Annotated in this window: 26 protein-coding genes; 10 read left to right on the top strand and 16 right to left on the bottom strand. The window is 53.0% G+C overall.

The genetic code is table 11. The features are described 5' to 3' along the window. Positions 1–9: 9 nt before the first annotated feature. Complete coding sequence (locus tag GCU45_RS22390; RefSeq protein WP_152400657.1) at positions 10–864, bottom strand: GNAT family N-acetyltransferase; 855 nt, start codon at positions 862–864, stop codon at positions 10–12. A gap of 102 nt (positions 865–966) precedes the next feature. Beyond that, complete coding sequence (locus tag GCU45_RS22385) at positions 967–1488, bottom strand: PadR family transcriptional regulator (RefSeq protein WP_152400655.1); 522 nt, start codon at positions 1486–1488, stop codon at positions 967–969. Between the two features lie 226 nt (positions 1489–1714). On the opposite strand from GCU45_RS22385, the gene GCU45_RS22380 reads away from it, so the two are divergent. After that, positions 1715–2947 carry a cytochrome P450 gene (locus tag GCU45_RS22380; RefSeq protein ID WP_152400653.1) on the top strand — a complete coding sequence of 411 codons (1233 nt, stop codon included), beginning with the start codon at positions 1715–1717 and terminating at the stop codon, positions 2945–2947. Positions 2948–3000: 53 nt separating this feature from the next. Here GCU45_RS22380 and GCU45_RS22375 read toward each other — a convergent pair whose 3' ends face one another. Both GCU45_RS22375 and GCU45_RS22370 read right to left on the bottom strand, forming a co-directional pair. After that, complete coding sequence (locus tag GCU45_RS22375) at positions 3001–3765, bottom strand: AAA family ATPase (RefSeq protein ID WP_152400651.1); 765 nt, start codon at positions 3763–3765, stop codon at positions 3001–3003. A 76-nt stretch (positions 3766–3841) separates the two neighbouring features. Then, complete coding sequence (locus GCU45_RS22370) at positions 3842–4762, bottom strand: aminoglycoside phosphotransferase family protein (RefSeq protein WP_152400649.1); 921 nt, start codon at positions 4760–4762, stop codon at positions 3842–3844. Positions 4763–4890: 128 nt separating this feature from the next. Between GCU45_RS22370 and GCU45_RS22365 the strand changes: the two genes are divergently transcribed. Both GCU45_RS22365 and GCU45_RS22360 read left to right on the top strand, forming a co-directional pair. Next, on the top strand, positions 4891–5859 hold the full coding sequence (locus tag GCU45_RS22365; protein ID WP_152400647.1) for a helix-turn-helix transcriptional regulator: 969 nt from the start codon (positions 4891–4893) through the stop codon (positions 5857–5859). A gap of 109 nt (positions 5860–5968) precedes the next feature. Next, positions 5969–6628 carry a peroxiredoxin-like family protein gene (locus tag GCU45_RS22360; RefSeq protein ID WP_152400644.1) on the top strand — a complete coding sequence of 220 codons (660 nt, stop codon included), beginning with the start codon at positions 5969–5971 and terminating at the stop codon, positions 6626–6628. An 83-nt stretch (positions 6629–6711) separates the two neighbouring features. Here GCU45_RS22360 and GCU45_RS22355 read toward each other — a convergent pair whose 3' ends face one another. Next, positions 6712–8139: a MocR-like pyridoxine biosynthesis transcription factor PdxR gene (locus GCU45_RS22355; RefSeq protein WP_152400642.1), complete on the bottom strand. Its 1428-nt coding sequence runs from the start codon at positions 8137–8139 to the stop codon at positions 6712–6714. A 97-nt stretch (positions 8140–8236) separates the two neighbouring features. On the opposite strand from GCU45_RS22355, the gene GCU45_RS22350 reads away from it, so the two are divergent. Further along, the gene (locus GCU45_RS22350) at positions 8237–9484 is read left to right on the top strand and encodes an MFS transporter (RefSeq protein WP_167527194.1); all 1248 of its coding nucleotides are present in this window, start codon (positions 8237–8239) and stop codon (positions 9482–9484) included. A gap of 81 nt (positions 9485–9565) precedes the next feature. Here the strand turns inward: GCU45_RS22350 and GCU45_RS22345 are convergent, their stop codons facing one another. Then, entirely contained in the window at positions 9566–10060 is a 495-nt protein-coding gene (locus GCU45_RS22345) for a cysteine hydrolase family protein (RefSeq protein WP_152400638.1), read from the bottom strand. Positions 10061–10260: 200 nt separating this feature from the next. On the opposite strand from GCU45_RS22345, the gene GCU45_RS22340 reads away from it, so the two are divergent. From GCU45_RS22340 to GCU45_RS22330, 3 genes are all read left to right on the top strand, one after another. Next, complete coding sequence (locus tag GCU45_RS22340) at positions 10261–11568, top strand: SPFH domain-containing protein (protein WP_152400636.1); 1308 nt, start codon at positions 10261–10263, stop codon at positions 11566–11568. 31 nt (positions 11569–11599) lie between these two features. Beyond that, entirely contained in the window at positions 11600–12346 is a 747-nt protein-coding gene (locus tag GCU45_RS22335; RefSeq protein WP_167527193.1) for a DUF2730 family protein, read from the top strand. 76 nt (positions 12347–12422) lie between these two features. Then, positions 12423–13229, top strand: a complete 807-nt coding sequence (locus GCU45_RS22330; protein ID WP_152400632.1) for a hypothetical protein — start codon at positions 12423–12425, stop codon at positions 13227–13229. An 11-nt stretch (positions 13230–13240) separates the two neighbouring features. Here GCU45_RS22330 and GCU45_RS22325 read toward each other — a convergent pair whose 3' ends face one another. Beyond that, entirely contained in the window at positions 13241–14422 is a 1182-nt protein-coding gene (locus GCU45_RS22325; RefSeq protein ID WP_244364653.1) for an MFS transporter, read from the bottom strand. Between the two features lie 357 nt (positions 14423–14779). On the opposite strand from GCU45_RS22325, the gene GCU45_RS22320 reads away from it, so the two are divergent. Then, the gene (locus tag GCU45_RS22320) at positions 14780–15361 is read left to right on the top strand and encodes a TetR/AcrR family transcriptional regulator (RefSeq protein ID WP_145160449.1); all 582 of its coding nucleotides are present in this window, start codon (positions 14780–14782) and stop codon (positions 15359–15361) included. A 60-nt stretch (positions 15362–15421) separates the two neighbouring features. On the opposite strand, the gene GCU45_RS22315 is transcribed toward GCU45_RS22320, so the two are convergent. From GCU45_RS22315 to GCU45_RS22295, 5 genes are all read right to left on the bottom strand, one after another. Further along, positions 15422–16390, bottom strand: coding sequence for a phosphotransferase (locus GCU45_RS22315; RefSeq protein WP_167527192.1), 969 nt, complete (start codon positions 16388–16390; stop codon positions 15422–15424). Positions 16391–16413: 23 nt separating this feature from the next. Then, entirely contained in the window at positions 16414–17163 is a 750-nt protein-coding gene (locus tag GCU45_RS22310; protein WP_167527191.1) for a protein-L-isoaspartate O-methyltransferase family protein, read from the bottom strand. A 47-nt stretch (positions 17164–17210) separates the two neighbouring features. Next, a complete protein-coding gene (locus GCU45_RS22305; RefSeq protein WP_152400627.1) occupies positions 17211–17777 on the bottom strand; it encodes a histidine phosphatase family protein in 567 nt (188 codons plus the stop codon). Positions 17778–18048: 271 nt separating this feature from the next. Continuing rightward, positions 18049–18564, bottom strand: coding sequence for a dihydrofolate reductase family protein (locus tag GCU45_RS22300; protein ID WP_152400625.1), 516 nt, complete (start codon positions 18562–18564; stop codon positions 18049–18051). Next, positions 18561–19502: an alpha/beta fold hydrolase gene (locus GCU45_RS22295; protein WP_244364220.1), complete on the bottom strand. Its 942-nt coding sequence runs from the start codon at positions 19500–19502 to the stop codon at positions 18561–18563. Before GCU45_RS22295 ends, GCU45_RS22300 begins: the two co-directional genes overlap by 4 nt. Positions 19503–19691: 189 nt before the next feature. Here GCU45_RS22295 and GCU45_RS22290 point away from each other — a divergent pair, with 189 nt between their 5' ends. Then, positions 19692–20039, top strand: a complete 348-nt coding sequence (locus GCU45_RS22290) for a winged helix-turn-helix transcriptional regulator (protein ID WP_152400623.1) — start codon at positions 19692–19694, stop codon at positions 20037–20039. A 67-nt stretch (positions 20040–20106) separates the two neighbouring features. On the opposite strand, the gene GCU45_RS22285 is transcribed toward GCU45_RS22290, so the two are convergent. Continuing rightward, positions 20107–20682 carry a dihydrofolate reductase family protein gene (locus tag GCU45_RS22285; RefSeq protein WP_152400621.1) on the bottom strand — a complete coding sequence of 192 codons (576 nt, stop codon included), beginning with the start codon at positions 20680–20682 and terminating at the stop codon, positions 20107–20109. Between the two features lie 323 nt (positions 20683–21005). On the opposite strand from GCU45_RS22285, the gene GCU45_RS22280 reads away from it, so the two are divergent. Beyond that, entirely contained in the window at positions 21006–21923 is a 918-nt protein-coding gene (locus GCU45_RS22280; RefSeq protein ID WP_076173321.1) for an aldo/keto reductase, read from the top strand. Between the two features lie 51 nt (positions 21924–21974). Here GCU45_RS22280 and GCU45_RS22275 read toward each other — a convergent pair whose 3' ends face one another. From GCU45_RS22275 to GCU45_RS22270, 3 genes are all read right to left on the bottom strand, one after another. Then, on the bottom strand, positions 21975–22451 hold the full coding sequence (locus GCU45_RS22275; protein WP_152400619.1) for an SRPBCC family protein: 477 nt from the start codon (positions 22449–22451) through the stop codon (positions 21975–21977). 56 nt (positions 22452–22507) lie between these two features. Then, entirely contained in the window at positions 22508–22633 is a 126-nt protein-coding gene (locus GCU45_RS34425) for a hypothetical protein (RefSeq protein WP_280117432.1), read from the bottom strand. A gap of 330 nt (positions 22634–22963) precedes the next feature. Beyond that, the gene (locus GCU45_RS22270; RefSeq protein WP_152400617.1) at positions 22964–23419 is read right to left on the bottom strand and encodes a hypothetical protein; all 456 of its coding nucleotides are present in this window, start codon (positions 23417–23419) and stop codon (positions 22964–22966) included. Positions 23420–23496 lie beyond the last annotated feature (77 nt).

The following is a 23496-nucleotide window of genomic DNA, read 5'->3' as shown; positions in this document are numbered from 1 at the left end:
CTTTGGTTTTTATACGCTATCCTTTTTTGTTACTCTCCAGGTATGTTCCGCAAAGCTAGACACTACTTTAAATTGATGCCTCTCATACAGCCTTTTGGCACCCTGATTGGATTTCGCGATGCGCAAATAAATTTTGGGGATCTGCTTACCCAGCATATGCCGTATGCAGTGAGTAAGGATGGCACTGCCATATCCGCGGTTTTGCTGATCCGGTGCTACAACGATGTCCTGGATATATCCACCAGAAATAATATAAGCCCCAATCAGAGTTCCCTCTTTCCAAAACGAACGGAACTCATCATTTCGGACCTTATCCTCCAACCTCTCATGAAACAAACCTATATTCTTGCGGTGTTCGTCCAGTGGCCAGCCGTTTTCTGCATTCAATGCGGCGTATGCCCTGTCAAATAAGTCGGCCATAGGAGTCAGCATACTCGCTTCATATGTATTTACAATGAGATCCGTATTGGATAGATCAGGTTCATGAGGCCCGTCATAATACAAATGATAGCCCTCCATATCCGTTTGAAAACCCAATTGACGGACGAAATGGATCGCCCGGACGTTCTCTCCGAATAAATTGAAACACAGCTCCTTGGTGCCGGTCTGCTGAAGGTAAGGAGTAATGGTATTCGCAATGAGATCAAGGAGGGCATCAGAATCCGTTTCCTGTATGAATGAAAAATATGCAATAACACATTGATCATCCTCGACGATACAAAAAACACCATGTTCCTGCTCTGTTGCTTTATGATAGATAACATCAAGCTTTTCATTCCGGACAGCCAGCTCCACATAATCCCTTGCTTGTGGCGAGATATAGGCAATCAACCCGAGAATGTCCGCTATGGTTTCGGTATTCACACGCCCCCACCCTTTTTTACCAAATAATCTAAAGTTATCAGGATATCTGCCCTGCCCCAATTGTGGCCTCTGATCTTCCCGAAGGTATGTCCTATAATTTTTTCATTCATCACTCATCGTCTTACGAATCAGCTCGTCGATCCAGCGGATCTCCCCTACAACCCGCGATATCGTTTGCTGAAGAACCTCATTCAGGAACATGTCATTAGCCACGCTGCCTTCCTGGCGCTGCTGAATGCCGGCCAAGAGGGATTCGAGATCATGTTTGCGCATATCCAGAATTCTAAGCCGATTCTCACGGGAAATCCGGTCAAACAGGGATACCCGGATCATGAACTCAATTTCATGCTTGGCGTCCTTTTCGGTAAAAGCGTTGATCAGCTCGGAGATTTTCGCTCTGCCCACATCGGTAATTTCGTACACGTACTGGCTGGGCCGGCCTTCCTGCTCATTACGCTTTCGGATAATGGCCCCTTCCGACGTAAATCGGCGCAGCGCCGGGTATAGCAGGTTATGATTCACATCCATCAAATAGCCGAGGTCTTTTTGGATCTCTTTTTTGATTTCGTACCCGTGTTTGGGGGATTTTTCAATCTGGATTAAAATGAGTAAGTCGATATACATAGATCCTGCCCTCTCGTCTGATTTGACCGCTGTCCGGGTTTATGTATTTAATAGCATACCAATTCGGTTATGGTACTTCAACGAATTCCGACAAACTCCGCATTTCCTATGCACCCAAAGTCATGGGGCGTTGGGCAGTGGCTCCCCTTCGACCGATATGTTAAATTAACATATGATATTTTAAGCATGAAGTCACCTACTATTCTTCAACACGGGAGGGAATGGAATGCAAGAAATCATTGCTTTGGCCGATATCACCCAGTTCCGATCACGATCCGAAGAATTCAACCCGTACGATTGGTACCGGGACAAGCTGCAGAACGAGCCGATCAGTTACAATGAAGCCACGAATACCTGGAACGTATTCCGCTACGATGATGTCAAACGGGTGCTCAGCGACTATGAGTATTTCTCCAGTGTGAGAACGCGGACGACGATCAGCGTCGGCGCCGACAATGACGAAGGCCAGGGAAACGACAAAATCAACACGATCAATGCCGATCCGCCGGAGCACCGGAAACGCCGTTCCCTGCTGTCCGCCGCTTTTACGCCGCGAAGCCTGAAGCTGTGGGAGCCGCGGATTCACGAAGTCGTCCGCCAGCTGCTAGATGAGATGGGAGATGCTCCGGTCATCGACGTGGTCAAGGATTTTACCGGCGCATTGCCCGTCATTGTGATGGCGGATCTGCTCGGGGTGCCCTCCAAAGACCGCCTGCTGTTCAAAGAGTGGGTAGACACCTTGTTTCTTCCGTATAACAAAGACAAGGCAGCCGAAATCGGCGAATTGAAGCGCAAGGCAGCCACAGAGTACTATACTTACCTTTTTCCTTATATTGTTCAGAAAAGATCCCAGCTCGGCGATGACATTATTTCCGATCTGATCCAGGCCGATGTGGAAGGAGAACGGTTCACGGATGACGAGATCGTCCGCACCACGATGTTCCTGCTGGGCGCTGGCGTAGAAACCACAAGCCATCTGCTCGCCAACTCGTTCTATTCGTTCCTGTACGATAACGATCAGATCTACGGGGAAGTCCGGGCGAACCGGGAGCTGGTTCCAAACACCGTGGAGGAAATGCTGCGTTACCGCTTCAATATTTCCAAAATGGACCGTACCGTCAAGCAGGATAACAACGTGCTCGGCGTCGATTTGAAAAAGGGCGATGTCGTCGTCGCCTGGATGAGCGCCGCCAACATGGATGAACAGGTGTTTGAAGACCCCTTCACCGTGAACATCCACCGTCCGAACGCCAAAAGGCATCTGACCTTCGGGAATGGTCCGCATTTCTGCATGGGCGCGCCGCTGGCACGCCTCGAGGCGAATATCGGGCTGGAGCTGTTTATGGATTACTTTGAGATGATCGAGCCGGTTCCCGGCTTCCAGCTGGAAGAGAATTTGACACCTTCCGCCGCCGGCCAAGGGCTGGTAAGCCTTCCTGTACGGGTCAAGCGGGCTTAAGATTGGTATATGAAAAGCCGCTTCCGGTAATCGGGGGCGGCTTTTGTTATCTTCTATTCCGGATCCTCCTCCAGCAAAATGTCCAGCATCTGCCCTGGGCTCTCCATCATTTTTCGGGTGATCATGTAATGGTCCGTATCCTCCAGCTTCACCGGACGCATGCCTTGATCGTCGAGCAGCCAAATTTCCGCATGGGGGTATGACATCAGGATCGGCGAATGCGTGGCGATAATGAATTGCGACCGCTTTTTCACCAACTGATGAATCCGCGACAGCATGGACAGCTGCTTCAAGGGAGAAAGTGCGGCCTCCGGCTCGTCCATCAGGTACAGGCCCCTTCCTCCAAACCGATTCATAAACGTCGCAAAGAAGCTCTCCCCATGGGACTGCTCATGCAGCGACTTGCCTCCATAGGAATCCCGGATCGGAGGACCATAGCTCATCTCCGCATCCAACTGGTCGATATTCGTCGCCACGTTATAATAGCTTTCCGCCCGGAAGAAAAAACCGTCCTTCGGTCGGACGACGCCGCGCACGAGCCGCATGTACCGGTGCAGATCCGAGTGGGAGGACATCGTCTCAAAGGAAAAATTAATCGTGCCTCCTTCGGGATTAAATCCCCAGGCGACCGCCATCCCTTCCAGCAGGGTGGATTTGCCCGATCCGTTTTCGCCGACGATAAACGTCACCGGCTGCTGAAACGACAAGCTGTGAAAGTCATGGACAGCCGGCAGGCTGAAGGGATACGCGCGAAAGGACGGCACTTCCTCTCTCCTCAGCATCACGCTCCGCAAATATAATGAACGTGCATCCAGCATGAATCGATCTGCTCCTTTCCATCAGAAAATCATATGTTTAAATCCTTCCTCGACGTAGAGGCCCGCCCCGTCCTCCTTATTGCAGGCGGTACCACGCCGGCGGCCCCCCGTTTTGAAAGTCATGCGTGTTGATCGTCCGCTCGATCTTTTTCAGCGTTTCCTGAACTCTATCATGTTGGATGCCCCCGATCAAGGTCGCGTGCTGGTTCAGCGCCACAAACAGGTTGTATTTCGGCCAAAAGTCATCCGGAATGCCATCTTGGAAATATCCGTGGACCTGGCCCTTGGCAAAATACGGGCTGACCTGGCAGGTATACTTCGGCAGTTTGAAAAATTCCTCCCACGGGTCTCCCCAGTCAAACCGGCCAAAGTCGATCACACCGGCAAGGCACCCATGTTGAAAGATCAGGTTGGAAGGGTGAAAATCGTCATGCTGGAAGGTTATCGGACTCTTTTCAAGCAGCTCCAGTTGGTTGCCTATGTAGCTCTCCAATTCGTTCTGCCGATGAAAACGAAGGCCTATTTCCCGCACCTTCTCCCTTTTCTGCTTGTATTTTTCTGCACGCCGCGCCGCCCAGTTTATAGGGACCTCAGGGGTGACCTGATGGATCTTTCTTAATTCTCTTCCGGCCGCCGTCCCCTGCTGAAGTTGAGCTTCCGGCGCTAATCCGGGCAAAACTTCATCCCCGCTAACGCCAGGGATGTAGGACAGCAGCAAATAGCAGAGGTCAAGATGCCCGGCCAGCTCCGACACCAGCGGCTTGGAGCAGCGGACCTGATTCGCTTCGTGCTTTCGGAGCAGCTCGAACTCCATCCGCTGTCTGGCATACGTGCTTCCTTCATGTATCCGCAGCAGGTACACCGGGGTATCCGCCTGATACAACACAAATTTCCGCGCGTCCGAAAATCCCTTCTCAAGTGGCTCAGCCCGGTCATACCCAACTTGCTCCCTGATTTCGGCGAGTAACTTCCGAATCCGCTCCTCGATCGGTTCCATTCCTCTCCCCCTCCGTCCATCCGTTCTCACGTTGTTCTCCTCTTCTCCGCACCATCCACCATATAGAGATCCCAACGCTATAGCCGTATAATGGTATCACAAATATACAGGAAATGGGTGCAAAGGAAATGGCATTGCCTGACGTTCACCACAATTTTAGGCAGTTCTTTGACGGATTGCAGATGCATGGTTCATCAGGGCGCCGGTACGAACGCATGAACCTTCATTCATGGATGGGAGAAGGAACGGTGCAGCGCCTGGCTCCCCGGCAGGATTTAGGGATGGCGGCAGTCGATTTTCGTTTGAACGATGACTATACTGTATCCCTGCACACAAGGGTGCCGATGGTCGAGCTGAGCTGCTGTGTTCAAGGCTACCGGAGAGTTGAGGTGTCCGGCAGGGAGTTCGAGATGAAGCCGGGCAGCTGGAGCCTCCAGTTTGCCAACCCGGCGGAAGCCCGCATGCCTTTTTCCAAAAGTCAGCCGTTTCAAATGATGAGCATCGCCATTCCCGTCACCGCCTTCCATCATTTCATGGAAAATGGCGAGGGCGCCCGGGCCTTGGATTTTCATCAGATTATCGGAACGCTGCCATATCGGGTGTTCCAGGAAGCCTATGATCCTGCTTCGGCCTACCTCCTGCAGCAGATGATGGAAGCTTCTGCGCGGCCGGATTCGCTGAGCTTAGAAATGGAGTGCCGAATTTTGGAGCTGCTGTCCCATGCATTCCGTTCGATGCTTTTGGGCAGGGAAAAGAGGCCCTCCGGCCTGTCCAGAACGGATCTGTCCAAGCTGGAACGGGCGAGGGAAATCCTACTGGATCGAATGAGCCTCCCGCCATCCTTATCGGAGCTCTCCCGCCTCATCGGCCTGAACGAATTCAAGCTGAAGACCGGCTTTAAGGACCGGTACGGCAGCACCGTGTTCGGATATTTGAGGGAGGCTCGGCTGGAAACAGCATACCGCCTGCTTCAAGAGCCTGATGCCAGCGTCATCAACGTATCCGTGTCGGTCGGTTATTCCAATCCCAGTTATTTTGCCGAGGCGTTCCGCGGGAAGTACGGCATGAACCCGGGTACGCTGATCAGGAAATCGTAACGCCTCACAAAAAAATCCCGCCAACCAGCATCCGGCTCCTTCTACTGGTAGTGCTTCATTCCCCTGCCACGATATGATGAGCGCATATCCGACAAGGGAGAGTGAAGATATGTCCGATTCATCCCAATTGAAGCTGAATGACGAACTGGCGGCCACAACCCGGCATGGCCTGGAAGTGCTGCCCGCAGCCGTGACCGAAGCGTTCGAGCGCTCCGTCGAGGACTTACGCACATCCGGTGCCGCACGCGGCCTGATGGTTGGAGATGACGCACCCGATTTTACGTTAAGCAATCAGACAGGCGACCCCGTTACGTTATCTGAAGAATTCGCGCACGGTCCGGTCATTCTGACCTTTTACCGCGGAGAATGGTGCCCGTTCTGCAATTTGGAATTAAGGGCCTACCAGCGGCTCCTGGACCGCATTCATGACGCAGGAGCCCGGCTGCTGGCCATTAGTCCCCAAACACCGGATCACTCCTTGTCCATGCAGGAGAAGAACGGGCTCGGTTATCATGTCCTGAGCGACCTGCACAACAAGGTGGCGGAGAAGTACCGGTTGACCTTCCCTCTGGCAGAAGACGTGCAGCAGGTGTACCGGTCACTCGGTTTTCCCCTGGACCAATTCAACGGTGACGATTCGTGGGAGCTTCCCGTTCCCGCCACTTACGTCATCGATCCGCAGGGCGTGATCCGTTATGCCAGCGTAGATCCGGATTATCGGACGCGGGCTGAGCCGGAGGAAGTGGTGCAATTCGCGGAGAGCATCTAACGGGAGCTTTTCCAGCGAGATTAGAAACGCTCACGCCTTACAAAAATAGCCCGGAACGACCTTATGGTCATTCCCGGGCTTTTTCATTGTTCTCCCAGTTCCCTCAGCACCCCTGCAATTCGCCGGACCCCCTCTGGAATCTGCGGCTCGGCTACATCGCCGAATCCCATAATCAGCTTGTCCTCGAATCCGAACCTCCCCTTCACGATGGCATACTTTTCGGCCGGATAAATCCGGACGCCCTTTTCCGCTAATGCTCGGACCCGTTCCTCGTCAAAAATATGCCCTGAAAATTCTGCGATCAAATGAAGGCCCGCGGCATCGCCGCTCACCTGAACCCGGTTCCCGAACGTTTCGCTCAGACTGCGGATCAGCAGCTTCCTTCTCCGGCTGTATACCCGCTTCATGCGGGTGACATGACGCTGCAAATGCTGATCCGCGATAAACCGCGCCAGGATGGCCTGATCCAGCGTAGGCGTATGCATATCCATAAGACGTTTGATCCCTTCCATAGGCGCTACCAAATCCCGGGGCAGAACCATATAGCCGATGCGTAGCGCCGGGAACAGATTTTTGCTGAAGGTGCCGATGTAAATCACCCGCTCCGCATCCAGCTCCCTTAACGCATGGACTGGCATACCCGCATACCGAAACTCGCTGTCATAATCATCCTCAATAATGTAGCAGCCGGTATTACGCGCATACTCCAGCAGCTCCATTCGCCGCCCGATGGATAAGATGCTGCCGAACGGAAACTGATGCGACGGCGTGACAAAAACAAGGCGGGGCCTGGCCTGGCCGGGAATATCCTGAACCCGCAGCCCTTGGGCATCCACCGGAACCGGCACGATGTCCGCGCCGGCCGTCTGAAAAATCCCATGGATGAACGTAGACGTCGGGTCCTCCGAGATGACCGTCTCTCCCGGCTGCAGCAGCAGCTTGCACACCAGCGTGATCGCCTGCGTCGCACCGGCCGTAACGACCACCTGCTCGGGACCGCATAGGATGCCCTTCGTATTCAGCAGCATGTCGCATATTTGCAGGCGCAGCCCCCAGTGCCCCGCGGGACCGGCATATCCGTATTCCCGGTCGTCCAGCTGGTCGTATACCTTATAGGCGACCTCGCGCCACTTTTTGCGCGGAACATGCTCCATCGACGGAAAGCTCGGCCGGAAATCGACTCCGTCGAAACCATAACCGTCATCAGGCTGTTCCCGGGAGAAATGAAAGCTCTGATCCGCCTTCTCGAATCTTGCAGGCTTCCTGTTCTCCAAATCGACCACATACGTCCCCGATCCGAGACGCCCTTCCAAATACCCCTCCGCTACCAGCTGCTCATATACGCTGACGACCAGCGTGCGTGACACGCCGAGTTCCTGTGCCAGCTCCCGGCTCGACGGCAGGCGCATACCCGCGAAATATTGTCCCTGGAAGATCCGCTCTCTGAGCAAGGAGTAGATTTGCCTCGTTTTGGTGTCTGCTGCCTGCACCCCTGTAGGGTCCTGTGCCAATACACCTCACTCCCTTCCTTTTCAAATTGGTATGATCAAAATCGCCTCAGAGTGGTGCTTATTACAGCCAATCTAGCATGGTAGGATGGATTTTGCAATGAATGGAAGGAAGGTGACGCCTATGTATCGGTCTCCAAAACCAACCCATGGCGGCCTCATGACCGCCGCTCTCTTTCTGGCCGCTTTGAACTTGCGCCCTGCCATCAGCTCGGTATCCCCGCTGCTCGCGCTCATCCGGGACGACCTGGGCATGACGTCCGCAGCGGCAAGCCTGCTGACGTCCATCCCTGTGCTGTGCATGGGATTGTTATCCCCCGTATCGGCCAAGCTGGCCGGGCGGGTGGGGACTGAACCCGTGATTCGCTGGTCACTCGTCCTTATCGGATTCGGAACGATTCTGCGGCTGTTCGTGCACTCGGCCGGCGTATTGCTGCTGACCGCCCTGATTGCCGGGCTTGGCATTGCAGCCATGGGTCCCCTGCTGTCCGGATTTATTAAGCAGCATTTTCCCAACAGCGTCCCTGCGATGATCGCCGTCTACTCGGCCGGCTTGTCTCTTGGGGCTGCGCTCGCTTCGAGCTTGTCCCTCCCCTTGCAGACGGACTCCAATTCGTGGCAAGCCGCCTTAGCCGTATGGTCGGCACTCGGGGCGGCCGGAGCTGCCGTCTGGTGGACTCTGCACCGGGGGAGCCGTTCCGGTCCGCGAAAGGTTAGCGAAGGCCCAACCGCCAGCCTGCCTTGGCGGAATCCCAAAGCATGGCTGCTCACCCTGCACTTCGGCCTTATGGCCGCCTGCTTCTATTCCCTCCTCGCCTGGCTGCCGCCCGTGATGCAAAGCCTGGGGTACACTACGTCGGAAGCAGCCGTCATGCTCACCATCTTTGCTATCGCGCAGATTCCGGCCGGTACGATCCTGCAGCGGCTGCTGCGGCGCTACCCTTCCCGCCTGCTGTGGCTATGGGTATCATCGATTACGCAGCTGGCCGGTCTGATCCTGCTGTTCTCGCCTCTGCCCTGGCTGGCCGCGGCCGTGATCGGCCTGGCCAGCGGAACTTTATTTGCGCTGGGCCTGCTCCTCCCGATGGACGCAGCCGCAACCAGCCACGAAGCCGCATCATGGGCCGCCATGACGCAATCCGCCGGTTATTTGATCGGGGCCGCCGGACCTTTTCTCATCGGCCTCATCCATGATGCCGCAGGTCCGTTTTCGTTTGCCATTTACGGCTTGATGGTAGTAACGGTGGCGCTCATCGTCGTTCAATGGTTCGTGGCTCCTTTTCAAGCACAGAAAATGGCCGCTTCCAAGGCAGCCCCTCCTGCAAAGAAGGTGGATCTATCCGAATAGGAAACCACCTGAATGGAAACCAAAAGACCCGCAGCGGGGATCGCCTCCCTCCATGCGGGTCTTCGTTTTATTTTTCCCGACCTAGCCCAGTTCCACCAATGCCTCGATGACAGGATACGAAATGAGATGCCGGTCACGGTAAATGTCCTGCACCGCGCCCTGCTTCGTGCTCACAATCCCCCTTTGCAGAATGGCTGCCTTGAACCCTCTTTCCAGCGCACCGTTATAGGTGAACAGGACGCAGTATTCCGCGGCAAAACCGGACACCACCAGCAGATCGACGCCCTTTTCCGCAAGGATAGATTCCAGTTCCGTTTTCCAGAACGCATTGGAGAAGGTTTTATGAACCACCGTATCGCCAGGCTCAATCTGAATACCCGGGATAAATCCGATTCCGTCGTCATTCACGTCCTCCGTGCCCTCCACATCTTTTATATGGATGACCGGATGACCCTTCGAGCGCAGCAGACCGGCGGTATAATTGATATACTCGCAGGCCCCGTCAATCGTTTGTTGCTCCACGTACCCGTTCAGCAGATGCTTCTGCATATCGATGACCAGCAGACCCAGTTTCAAATGGATTCCTCCTCAACTTGTTTACCTCATATAAAATACAATTCGAATTTCTATGCAAAATTTCCTTGTTCGAACATGTTTTTTCCAAATTTTGACCCCCAAATAGGGCTAATATCGTATACAATAGTAGTCAATTAGTACCTTTTTCCATGGAATGTTATGGGATGAAGGCGAACCGTGTCAGTAAAGGAGTGCAGCAAATGGCTATCATTGAAGTAGTGGAATACGAAGGACCACCAGGGGTGTTCGCCTGGCGCTACCCGAACCAGGAGCTCGGGACCTGGACCCAGTTGATCGTTCATGAAACGCAGGAAGCCATATTATTTAAAGGCGGCAGGGCTCTCGATTCCTTCGTGGCAGGACGCCACACCTTGAGCACGGCGAATATTCCGATCCTCTCCAACCTCATTAATTTGCCATTCGGCGGCAAATCGCCGTTTACCGCAGAGGTATGGTTTGTGAATAAGCTCCGGTCGCTGGATGTGAAGTGGGGAACCGCATCTCCCATCCAACTGCAGGATCCGAAGTTTAACATTATTGTATCGCTCAGAGCCTTCGGCCAATTCGGGGTGGAGATTGAAGATGCACGCAAGTTTCTGCTGAAATTGGTCGGCACGCTTCCATCGTTCGATCAAGAAACACTCGTGAAATATTACCGCGGGGTTCTGACCTCGAACATTAACGAAATGATTTCCTCTTACATTATCCATAAAAAAATCAGCGTGGTTGAAATTAACGCCTACGCCGCCGAAATTTCCAAGCATGTCCGGGACACGATCGCACCGTCTTTTGAGGAAATGGGCATATCCCTTGTGAATTTCTTTATCGATTCGATTAATTTTCCGGAAAATGATCCGTCTACGCAGCGCATTAAGGAAGCACTGGCCAAAAAAGCGGAAATGGACATTATCGGCTTCACCTATCAGCAAGAACGTTCCTACGATACGCTCGAAAGCGCCGCCAAAAATCCGGGCAGCACCGCCGGCATCGTCGGCAGCGGACTCGGCATGGGGTTGGGCATGGCAGGCTCGATGTACGACGCCGTCCAGCAAATGGCCGGAAATGTGAAGGTTCAAACTACTAGCGATATGGACGTTAAGCAAAAAGCCTGTGTGACATGCGGGCAGCTGAACGCCGCCGATTCGAAATTTTGCTCTGCCTGCGGCCAGAGTTTGACGTTAGGCGCAGCCGGCATCCCCGCGAAAAAAATCGTGTGCAGCGATTGCGGACAACCGCTTCCGCCGAACGCCAAGTTTTGCCTGAACTGCGGCGATCCGTACAACGCCTGCCCTGCGTGCGGCTATGACTTCAAGATCGGATCGGTGAACTGCAGCAGCTGCGGAACCCTGCTGCCGAAGCTGTGCCGGGAGTGCGGGGAATGGATGGACCCGAAGGCCCGCTTCTGCCCGGGCTGCGGAACCAGCAGTATTCTAAAATGCTCGAACTGTCAGGCGGAGGTACAGCAAGGACAGAAATTCTGCATGGAATGCGGCCATGCCCAAACCTGATAACGAGGCCAAAGGAAGGGGAACCACACTGATGCATAAAAGCTGGTTTTTTACCGCTGTCATCCTTATTCCCTTGATTGTTGTCTTTGGGTTTGGGTGGAGCGGCGGCTGGGCCGAGAGCCGGTCCTGGATTTCCGGTGCCGGCGCGGGCTGCGCGGCAGCAGCCGTTCTTCGGTTTGTATATCGCCTGCTGAACCGCCGTCAGGGTCCAGGCATGTCTGCTCCCTTTTACATTGGCTCCGGTATCGCAGCTGGACTGTACGCCGGGGCTGTGCTGCTGGAGATGTTGTTGTTCAGTCTTTGGACCACACTCTCCGTTACCTCCTATGTATGGAGCCAGATTCTCACCTTGATCGGATTCATCATCCTCACGGGGACGGTGGAACTGTCCGGAACCTATGCTGCCAGGCAGGAGCGGCGGGATCACCGCAGCTGGAGCAAGGGGCGGGATACGGCAAATCGGCTGGAAACCATCCGTCAGAAGCTTCAATCGCTGCCGGAGCAGAGCCGGCTCGGTCATGTTCAAGAGCAAATCCGCGGCCTGGAGGATACGCTCCGGTACAGCGACCCCAATTCGGTTCCGGCCTTATACGAAGTGGAGCAGCTGCTTCTCCAGAAAATATCGCTGCTGGAGGATCAGGTGAGCCTGATCGCTACCGCTGTGCCGGACCAGCGTGAACAATTAGCCAATGAAGCTTTACTCCTGATCCAAGATATCGAGCGTACAGCATTAGAAAGAAATTCACAGTTACTTCAAGCAAAAGCTGGTTCTACATAAAATGAACTAAAGTTTAACCATTTCTTTAGTTCATTCTATATACATAAATAACATCATGCATAAAGGAGACCATCATATGGAGATCCCGGTTCCATATAAAGTTAGATTTTCGACATTTGACACGTGGATTATAATCCTCACCCTGCTCGTATTTCCCGTCGGCGGACTGCTCGCCTTCATCCGCTTGGCATCGACCCACCATCATAACAAAGCCAAAGGCAGAAACTTACGGCTATTGGGATGGGCTATGGTCTTTTCCTATATCTCCATCATGATCATTCTCTATTTGACCTACGATACGTTTGGAGAAGAGGAACAGATTGATTATTTGACCTCAGGGATCGTTCTGGCGATATATTGGTTTCTTCCTACCCTGATCTTTTTCCTGGTCGGCCATAGGCTCGATAAAAAATTCGGCTCCCTGCTTCAGGTCTATCAGGAAGCCGTTGTGAGCATGCGCCTGACCTCCGTTGAGCAGATTCGCAGCCTTTCACAGACGTCCCCCGCCGATGTCACCCGGGATTTGACGTTTATGTTTGAGGAAGGGCTCCTCCCGGAAGGCAAAGTTATCAACGGAACCGTCTACATCCAACAACAGGCGTTTGAGGATTACCTCAACGGAGAGTATGAAGAAGAATACGATGACGAGTACGATGAAGAAAATGATGAAGAGTACGACGATGAGTACGATGACGAGTATGATGAAGAGGACTCTGCCTCTGATGAAAACGGTCATGGACGGCCTTCGGGGTTTCAGTCCCCTGTTTCGGGTCAATCCTCTTCTCCGAAAACCGTCGAATGCCCCGGCTGCGGTGCAAGGGTGTTTTTGGGTACGGAGCGGGAAAAAGAATGCGAGTACTGCGGCAATGTCGTTTGTGCCTAACCGCTTGGAGCTTAGTAGGACCTCACGCTTTCCCCGCTTCGCCGGGTCCATGCCCAGAATAAAAGCGCAAACGCACTGACGCCTGCCCCGAGCATGCACACCCCGTCCCAGCCGAATCGGGCATAAATGCTCGTCGAGGCGATGGAACCCGTGGCGCTGCCGATCGAGTAAAACGTCATGTAAGCCGCAGTCAATCGGCTGCGTGCTTCCGGGCGTACGCTCAGAATCATGCTCTGGTTCGTCACATGGACGGCCTGTACCGCCATATCGAGCAGAAGGATGCCCAGGATCAAGGACAGCAGCGAGTGCTCCGTATATCGGATCGGAAGCCATGAAACGAGCAGCAGCGCCAAGGCGACACCTGTGGTACGCTGTCCCATCCCCCGGTCGGCCAGCCGGCCGGCTCTTGCCGCTGCGACCGCTCCGGCGGCCCCGGCGAGTCCGAACGCCCCGATGGCGCTGTGCGACAGGGAGAGCGGCGGGCTGCTGAGCGGAAGCACCAGCGAGGTCCACAATATGCTGAACGCCATAAAAATCAGCAGCGCCAGCATGGCGCGAACACGCAGGATCCGCTCCTGCACGAACAGGCCCAGCACCGACCGAAGCAGCTGAGGATACTTCAGCGAAGTCTTCTCCGGATCCTTCCCCGGCAGTACCTTAAGCAGAATGCAGGCCAAGATCAGCATCAGACCTGCAGACGCCAGGTAGACGGAGCGCCAGCCGGCTGCATCCGTTAGCAGACCGGCGAATGTTCGGGCCAGTAGAATCCCGATCACCACCCCACTCGTTACTACGCCGACGATCCTCCCCCGTGATTCGGGGGCCGCCAGCGTCGCGGCATAAGCAACGAGAACCTGCGTGACCACGGCCAAAAGCCCGACGACCGCCATCCCTCCAAGCAGGATGCCCCGGTTAGCCGCCGTTCCTACGACGACCAGTGCAGCCACGGATATCAGCATCATGCCCGGAATCAGCCTGCGGCGGTTCAACAAATCTCCCAGCGGAACGAGCAGAATCAAACCTATGGCATAGCAAATCTGCGTAACGGTAATGACCACCCCGACCGACGAATGCGAAATCCCGAACTGCGCCGCCAAAGAATCCAGCAGCGGCTGGGCGTAATAGACGTTGGCGACCGCCAAACCGCACGCCGCGGCAAACAGCAGCGCCGTCCAGCGGGTTATCGGCTGCATGGATGCAGCCGTTGCGGTGGTTGGAACGGCGGCCTTTTTTCCCTCTTCCTCCCCCGTCCTTTCTCCGGTTACCATCGATTCGGTTTCCTGCAGATTGTTCACAACGAACCCCTCCCGATCCTTCAATTATCATAACATACCAATCGGTACACAATGATTTGTGCTTACCTTACCTTCCCGAGCAAAGTGCTGTCAAGAGGTACTTGGATCAAATTTGTTATCGAGCCTGAATTTAACGGATTACGAAAAATATTTATAGGCTAGTCCGATCACTGATCTTGGCTGACCGAATTGACAGGAGGGGATGAATCTTCTACAATCTAAGCATACCGATCGATATGAAATGAGGTGCCGAAAATGGTTAGGCAGCGTGAATTCGATGTGGACCAGGCGCTGGAAGACGCCATGCATATATTTTGGAGTAAAGGCTATGAGGCAACGTCCTTAAGCGATCTGACGGCGGGAATGGGCATTCAGCGCCCAAGCATTTACTCCGCGTTCGGGGATAAGAAGGAGCTGTTTGAAGCGGCTCTGCGGAAATATACCGCCGCGCATGCGGCGCAGGCCAGATCCGTGCTTCTGCACGGCGAATCCGTTAAGGAAGCGTTCAAACGTTATTTTGAGGGGATTGTCGAGGAGTCGTATGCCGATCCGCAGAACCGCGGATGCTTCTGCATTAATACGATGGTGGAGATGGCTCCACATGATGAAAAATTTGAGATTTTGACACGGGAGCATGAGATGTATTTGGCGGCGATTTTTCAGGAGGCGATCGAACGCGGGCTCCGTTCAGGCGAGCTGCACACCGGTGTGGACGCCAAGTCCCTGGCACAGACCCTGGTCGTCTCCTTGATCGGTCTGACAGTGATGATGAAAGCCCGCCCGGAGCGTTCCTTTGTCGATCATTCGGTTGAGGTGATTCTCACGTTGATTCAATAAGATACATGAACGGAACCGGCAGTTGTGTTGTGCTCAGGGGGAAAGCCTTGGAGCAGCACATTAAGCCGAGTCCCGCTCGAGCGACAGGCTCGTCAGGCACCCTTTTAAGCCAGCTACCGCTTCTTCCTTTTGTCCCAGCAGCCGTTCCTGCGGCCAGACGCTGTCTCCCCGTTTCAAGTCACCTGAAATCAGGAGCAGCATCCAAATGGAAAACACGGTCGCAAAGCGGCAGTAATCGCGGATAAAATCGCCAAGGTCCCACTCCACGCCATACAGCGCCGACTGAGCTACATAATAGGTCAGGAGCTTTTCCCGATCTGCAGAGGTCACCTGTTTCGGAAACAAGGGATGCGACATGTCGATGAGATGATACAAGTCCCAGAACGGGGTATTCAGGTGGGCATGCTCCCAATCCATGATGTACAAGCGGCCGTCAGCCGCAACAGCGTAGTTGCCCAGATGCAGGTCCCCGTGGGATACCACCTTTATTTTCGGGAGTGCAAGGCCCTCCGCAAAGCTGAGTATCATGCCGTCCAGCTCCCAGGGCTCGCCGATTTCGTTCATAACCGCCACAGCCTCATCCCGTCTGTTCATGAGATCGGCGGCGATTTGCTCAATCTGCGGCTTAGGCCCCGACCCGCTCAAACCCTCCCGGCGCTCCTCCGGCAGCGCATGCCACCAGGCGATCTGCTGTACCACTTTCATGGCGGTTTCTACATCGTACTCATGGCGAAGGGGGCCAAGATCTTCAAAAATCGACCATCCCTCCTCCCCGGCTCCTTCCTCCGAAGAGGCGAGCAGCGCCGGGTAAATGTCCGGAAAGCCGGACAGCACATGCCGGTAAATCCAGGCTTCCCGGTCCACGCTCTCCCCGTTGGTCAGCGGCTTGAAAATGTAGCTGTGCTGCCGATCCGGGTAGAACCGTTCCACGAATTTGCCGTTCATGCCTTGGTACAAGGCCTCCCGCTTCCACAGCCCCTCTTCGCTCAGCGTTCCGTTCGGCAAAACGAATTGGCTCAGGTTGTACATTAAAAACTCCCCCTTCGGCTTGTTTACAAACCGATGTATTCGAAGTCCCATGCGTCAAAGCTCGCTTGGTCCGTCCATTTATTTTTTCGGTTCGGATTCCGACGAGCCCTGATTTGTAAACGATCGATGTCGAAGTCAGTTTGGACCATATTCGGCTTGCCTGACTTTAGAACAAGCTGCTCAACGGATGGCGCCATCCTCATAAAATTGCCTTTCATAAGACTAAGACTGACTAGTGAATGCTCCGACACTTTGTTAAAAGCGACCACGTAGGCGTCACCAAGCGCCTCAAGATCGAGCGGCGTAACCAATATTCCGCCTATGGCTAACTGATCGATCCAAGGCTGCGGAAGAAACGGCGGCTTCGTTGCCGCTATAATTCTATCGTATGGAATTGACTGATGATATCCGTAAAACCCGTCGCCGCAAATGACTTTTACATTTCTGATTCCCGAACTTTCCAGCTTCGCCTTTGCCCGTTTGGCAACAGAAGGATCCACCTCGACCGTATGCAAGGTCCCTTCCGGTCCGATCAAGTTGGAGATTAGTGCCGCATTGAATCCGCTTCCGGTTCCGATTTCAAGGACGCGCTGTCCCTTCTGAACCTGAAGACACTCAAGCATTTCCGCCATAAAGCGAGGATTGGTGCTTTGAATGACCCGGGAACCGTCCTGGTGGAAGAGAAACTTGGCTCCGTCGACGTGCTCAAACGCATTTAGGATAGACGGTGATACATGTAAGCCATCCAACTCGATAAGATGATTGGGATTCATCCTCATTCCTCCCACATGAATTTTTTCAGGTGAGCAATTCTGCTGATTTATTCATACTTCGCCTGGTATACGCCCGCTTCTCCCAGAAAGTCCTTCCGGGTCAGCCCCTGTTCGCCAAGGAGCATGCGATAATTCGTAATCGTCCCGTCATGGGAAATGATGATAACACGTTCCGCCTGTGCCTTGCACCAATCCAGCAGCCGCCTCCCATAGGTCTCGAAGGCTTCCTGTCCGATACGGTTGATCCCTTCTTCCCAAAGGTCCAAGCCAAAATCCACGATCACGGCATCTGGAACCGTCTCGCGAATCTCCTCCTTCGAATAGATTTGATCGCAGACGAAGGGCGAATACGAAGGATCTTGCGGGAACATGCGCGGCCCTGCCAGCGGAGAGATCACAAAAGGACCGTCTGACAGTAAGATCCTCGCCGTTTCGATGGTACGTTTAGTCGGGCTGACGACAACCTGCTCATTACCGTTCAGCAATAAACGCCCCCGCAGCTCATTCACCTGTGACTCTCCATACAACGTTAACCCGGGATGCAGCATGTTCAGTTGGTTAGGATAATCCAGCAAATGCTCCCCGTGCCCATGACGGACAAATACGACTTCCACTCTGATTCCCCCGATTCTAAAAAAAGAATATGAGCTTACACTTATATTTCGTTCTCCGATGTCCGTTGTGATGTGGATCTATTTTAGCATGGATTTTAGGGCGCAGACTCACCATTTTAAACAAAAACTGCTTGTATAAATTGATGATGGGGGCAAGTACGTAAAATGTCCCTGCCTCACTATCGTCCCTACAAAAAAGAGAAAGCTTCCTCCCGATGCATCAGGAAGAAGCTTTCCTTATCGTCCGCTTATTTTTACAATTACACTGCATCTATAACGAACCCGTGACCGCATAATGCAGCTGCACCACACCGGATCCCAGCGGTTTACAATCCAGCAGCTCCACATCTTTAAATTGATATTCATGTTGGTCCGTGACCAAGTTAAGCCCTTTTCCTTCCAGCACCGGAGCTACATTGAACACCAGCTCGTCGACAAGCCCGCTTCCCAGAAAAGCATTATGCAACTCGGCCCCACCCGCCAAAAGCGCGGTGGAATGCCCCCGGCTCGCGAGATACTGCAGTGCTTCTTCGGGAGAACTCACGACCGTCACGCCTGCGATCTCCTTGACACGCTTGGTGACAACCACGATATCTAGCCCTTCAAAGGCCGCTCCACCGCCACCGGCCTGCATCCCCTCAAAGGTTCTGCGCCCCACGATAAAGTTACCCGATCGTCCGGCATGGGCCGCAAAATCGGCCAGAGCTTCCGGCTTCGGCGGGTTGTCAGGCCCCGACTGCGCATAGTTTCCGTTGGCGGACAGCGCCGCCCAAAGAATCGTTTTCATATGGATATCCTCCTCGATTTCGTTTCCGTATATTTGATCGTATTTGGCCGCTTCCCTGCGCCATTTGTTCTTTCCAGCACTCTGCGGATGGACGCCGCCACTCCGCCCGGGCGATCCTCCTGCACATAATGGGATGCATCGCTCAAAGCTTCCGTTTCGTGCATTCGCAAAATGCCCTGCCAGCGCTGCATTTCCTCTACCGGAAAACCGGCACTGTCCTTCAGTCCCCACAAAATTTGCGCAGGAATCTCCGCCAGCAGAGGCAGTCTGGATTCAATTTCAGCCAGCCAAGGTCCGGCTTTGCGAATGCTTCTGGGGAACACCCAGGTCGGTTTGCGAAGCGCCGGGGTAGGAAAAGGATCGGTATACGCCTTCCGCAAGGCTGCCGTGACCTTCTCCTTATGGTGAATACCGCCGGGCACAATCGTGTTGGCAAAAAAGTTCCGCCTGGTCTGAAGCCAATATCCGAGCGGCCAGCCTCCCATGGCCATCGAAAACAGCTTCATCGGCAAGATTTTGGCCGGCCAGGCCCATGTATTCATGAGGACGATGCCGAGTATGTTGTCATGGTGATGCACCGCATAATGGAGCCCAACCGGTCCGCCCCAATCCTGAACGACGAGGACTACATTTTGCAGATCCAGCTGCTTGATCAGTGTCGTCACTGCTTCCGAATGCTCCTGGGGTGTATAGCCATAGCCCGTAGGGGCCTTCGACATCCCGAAGCCGGGATAATCCGGCGCGATCAGCCGGCACTGGCCGCTCAGCTCTTTGATCACATGCCGGTACAAATAAGACCATGTGGGGTTGCCATGCAGGAGCACGACAACCGGCCCCTCGCCTTCATCGATATAATGAATCGCACCGTCCCGGTAAGGCAGCCAATGATCCAGAAACGGATATTCCGAAACGTCTACCTCAAAGGGCCTTTGCATCATATTTCTCCTATCTTCTCATTTGGTATATTCCAAGACTTGGATCCAGCAAGCCCGATAATCGATTATGGGTCGGGAACGGAATTTTATGGAATCCGTTCCCTTTCCTAAGATTAGTCGACTGTGGTACATTTGAAAAGTAGTTACATTTAAGTGCACTAGTTTCAAAAAATGAACTAGGAGGGTTTCATCATGATCGATCCCAAATGTCCGGATACGATTACCCCGGTCATCGAATTGCTGGAGGGAAAATGGACGCTTCTGATTCTGCGCGACCTCTTCAACGGGTTAAATCGTTTCGGGGAGCTGCGACGGTCCCTGCATCCCATCAGCCCGAAAACGCTGACCGACCGGCTGCGCCTCCTGGAGGATAATCACATCGTCACGCGGACCATTTTTTCAGAAGTGCCGCTGCATGTAGAATATGAGCTTACGGATAAAGGCCGGCGCCTTCAGCCGATCTTTGCCGCCATGCGGGAGTGGGCCGAGCAGCCCTGTCCAACGGCGCATACAGTGGAATTGAAGGAAGCCCAAGCCTAAATACAACAACCCCCTTCCAAATGGAAGGGGGTTGTTAAAAAAAAGCATGCTAATCTACGAAACAAGGTTATCTAACCGCCTGGTAAACGAGACCAATCACCCCAGAATCAAAAGTTTTGTTCTCGATAAGTTTAAGATTGGTCTTCTCTTTGATGCCTTGGAATAACCGCAGCCCGCTGCCGACCAGGACAGGAGAAACCGTGATCTTATACTCATCAATTAAATCAAGCCCCATAAGGTAGTGCGCGAACCTAGGACTACCAAGGATGACCATATCTCTGCCTGGCTGCTGTTTGAGGTTCTTGATCTCTTCCTCGACATCTTCTTTCACCAGTCTGGAATTGTTCCATTCGACATTCTCCAGCGTCGTGGAAAAGACGACTTTGGCTGTCTTTTCGATCCACTCGGCATGATCCAGTTCATGCTGTGTACTTGTTGGATTCGAAGGCACAGTCGGCCAGTAGTTGTACATCATCTGATAAGTCCCACGTCCCCAAATGACTGTGTCGGCAGTACTCAGAATTTCTTTCGCGTGTTTCTCCAAATCTGCATCGTAGGAAACCCAGCCAATGTCCATTTCGCCGTTTGGCCCTTCTACAAAACCGTCAAGCGATGAATGCAAAAATAAAACAAGTTTTCTCATCTTCAATTCTCCTTTGTTCAAGTTGTTTAAGTGACGATCTGTTCTCTAGTCTACGAATACACTTCGGATCCCAGCTTTTAGTCACTGGAAAAGGTTTCTTATCTCTTCATTCCCTCCAGTTTCCCGCCATAAACTCATAATCTGCTATTTATTCATAAAAAGACTTGAATCCTGCCACACGCGGTGTCATTATAAACAGGGGACTGTCTGCAAAACTATTCATCACTAGATCACGCTTACTAGAGGAAACTTCAGCAGGAAGCCGGAACTTTCGTGTTGGAGTCGAAACATCCAAACCCATATGAATACGGAGGACAGGATTCATGAAAACGATTAAGCTTGGCAGCAGCAGCTTGGAAGTACCTGTAGTTGCAGTAGGCTGCATGCGCATCAACTCCCTGGACAAAAACGAAGCGGAGCGTTTCGTACAAACGGCACTGGAGCAAGGAGCCAATTTCTTTGACCATGCCGATATCTATGGCGGCGGTACTTGCGAGGAAATTTTCGCAGACGCCATCCATATGAACAGCGACGTCCGTGAGCAAATCATTCTTCAATCCAAATGTGGCATCCGTCAGGGCATGTTCGACTTTTCCAAAGAGCATATCCTGAATTCGGTGGACGGCATTCTGAAAAGACTGAAAACCGACTACCTGGATGTTCTGCTGCTGCACCGCCCGGATGCATTGGTTGAACCTGAAGAGGTTGCTGAAGCGTTCGAGCAGCTGGAATCCTCCGGCAAAGTGCGCCATTTTGGCGTATCCAACCAGAACCCGATGCAAATCCAACTGCTGAAAAAATTCGTGAAGCAGCCGATTGTAGCCAACCAGCTGCAGCTCAGCATCACGAACGCCACCATGATTTCCGCCGGCATTAATGTGAACATGGAAAATGAATCGGCCGTGAATCGTGACGGCAGCGTGCTGGATTTCTGCAGACTGAACGACATTACGGTTCAGCCTTGGTCGCCTTTCCAATACGGCTTCTTCGAAGGCGTGTTCCTTGGAAACGACAAATTCCCGGAATTGAACAAGAAGATCGACGAAATTGCCGGTAAATACGGCGTAACCAATACGACCATCGCTATTGCGTGGCTCCTCCGCCATCCGGCCAACATGCAGCCGGTCATCGGCACGATGAACCTTGAGCGTCTTCAAGACTGCATCAAAGCAAGCGATGTGACCTTGACGCGCGAAGAATGGTACGAAATTTACCGCGCAGCCGGTAACATTTTGCCATAAATCATTGCATAACGGCCGCTCGTATGTACGGACGGCAAAACAGAAGCAGCCTCAAGTCGACGACTTGGGGCTGTTTTCGTTTTCGATGAGTGCCTTGAGCGTCCGTTGACGGTAGCGGATAAAGGCCCTCATGTATTTTTCCAACACGAGCACATCGAACAGCCGCCCAACCCATCCGAACGGAGCGCTGAAATCGAGAATGTCCCTGACCAGCGTTCCTCCGGGAACCTCCTCAAATTCATGGCAGTGAGTCAAATGGCGAAAGGCCCCCTTTTGCATCTCGTCGGTAAAAGAATAGGGCTTATCCATCTCGGTCACCTTCGAGGTCAGCCGCTGCCGAATCCCAAAGTGCCTTGCTTCGAACACCACCGTGTCCCCGGCCTCGAGCAAACCGCTCATCCTTCCCGCGACGACCCGCTCATGGGTGTGAGGCCAGACCGTCCGGGAGTGGTCATCCACATTTCGAGAGGCGTCAAAGCAGACGTCGATCGGTGCATATATCATTATTTCTTCTCGTATCGTCGACATACCGTTCATCCTGTCTTGATGGTTTAAAATAGTGTACTGAACTGAATTCCTAAAAGCTAGTACACCATCAATCCTTCGATCTCTCTAAATTGCAAAATTTCCTCACGGTCATCCGTCTTGATCCACGCTTCATGCTCATGGGCGATATTAACAAGCCAAGGCTGACTGCCTTTAAAAAACATAGATCCTCCAACAAATTCGGCCACACCCAGTCATACAGGCCATCAGCGGACTCCAAGATCAGCTTCTCCAATGGCGGCTGGCAATCAAAATAATATACGTCGGCATAATGCCCAAACAGTTGGGTTCCCGGCCAAGCGTCCTGCTTCTTGACCGTTTTGACGTAAGGCTTTAATCGTTCGGCCAGAGCCTCCATTGCAGGAGTTAGCGTTAGTTGATCCTTTTTGACCAGAATGAATTCATTGCACACACGGAATGCCATCGAGATCAAACCCTCATAAGCTCTGCCGCGGGGTTCCTCTAAAATGTATATCAAAAGCTCCCTCCCCTGCTTACCGTTGCGGCATCGTATTAAAAAAGTTTTCCCCCTGGATCATCCAATACCGTTCCGCTTCCGGCACCAGTTCCATAAAATCACGATATTCCCCAGCCCATCCCTCGGGGACATAATGCTCGAAGGACATCGGTTCCGGGAACAGCGAATACAGCACGCGGTCATCGAAATGGACGTAAAGCGCCGGAACAAACTCGAGAACCTCATCCTGGTGCCGAAAAGAGTCCTCCAAATCCACGAGCATTTGAGAGAGCTCCGTTGAAGGCACTCGAAAGTCCGCGATAAGACGAAAAAATTCAGCTGCCGTGGTTTCATCCAGCACTTCAATACCGAAGCGGTCTTCCATTTCCACATTCAAAAACCAGTATTCCCTCTCCGTTATGTACCAGCTCCACTGGTTTCGAAAAACCACACCGACGATAATATTGTGGGCGTATTCAGGCATTAATTTCATGCTGTTCTCCTAACGGTTACAAGATGGTTCTGTCAAAAGACAGGCTCTTTCATTCATTACTACTATGCTACTCTATT

Source organism: Paenibacillus cellulositrophicus, from assembly GCF_009363095.1.
GTDB lineage: Bacteria > Bacillota > Bacilli > Paenibacillales > Paenibacillaceae > Paenibacillus_AQ > Paenibacillus_AQ favisporus.
The sequence above is the reverse complement of the archived record's forward strand: the minus strand, read 5'-3'. Positions and strand labels throughout refer to the sequence as shown.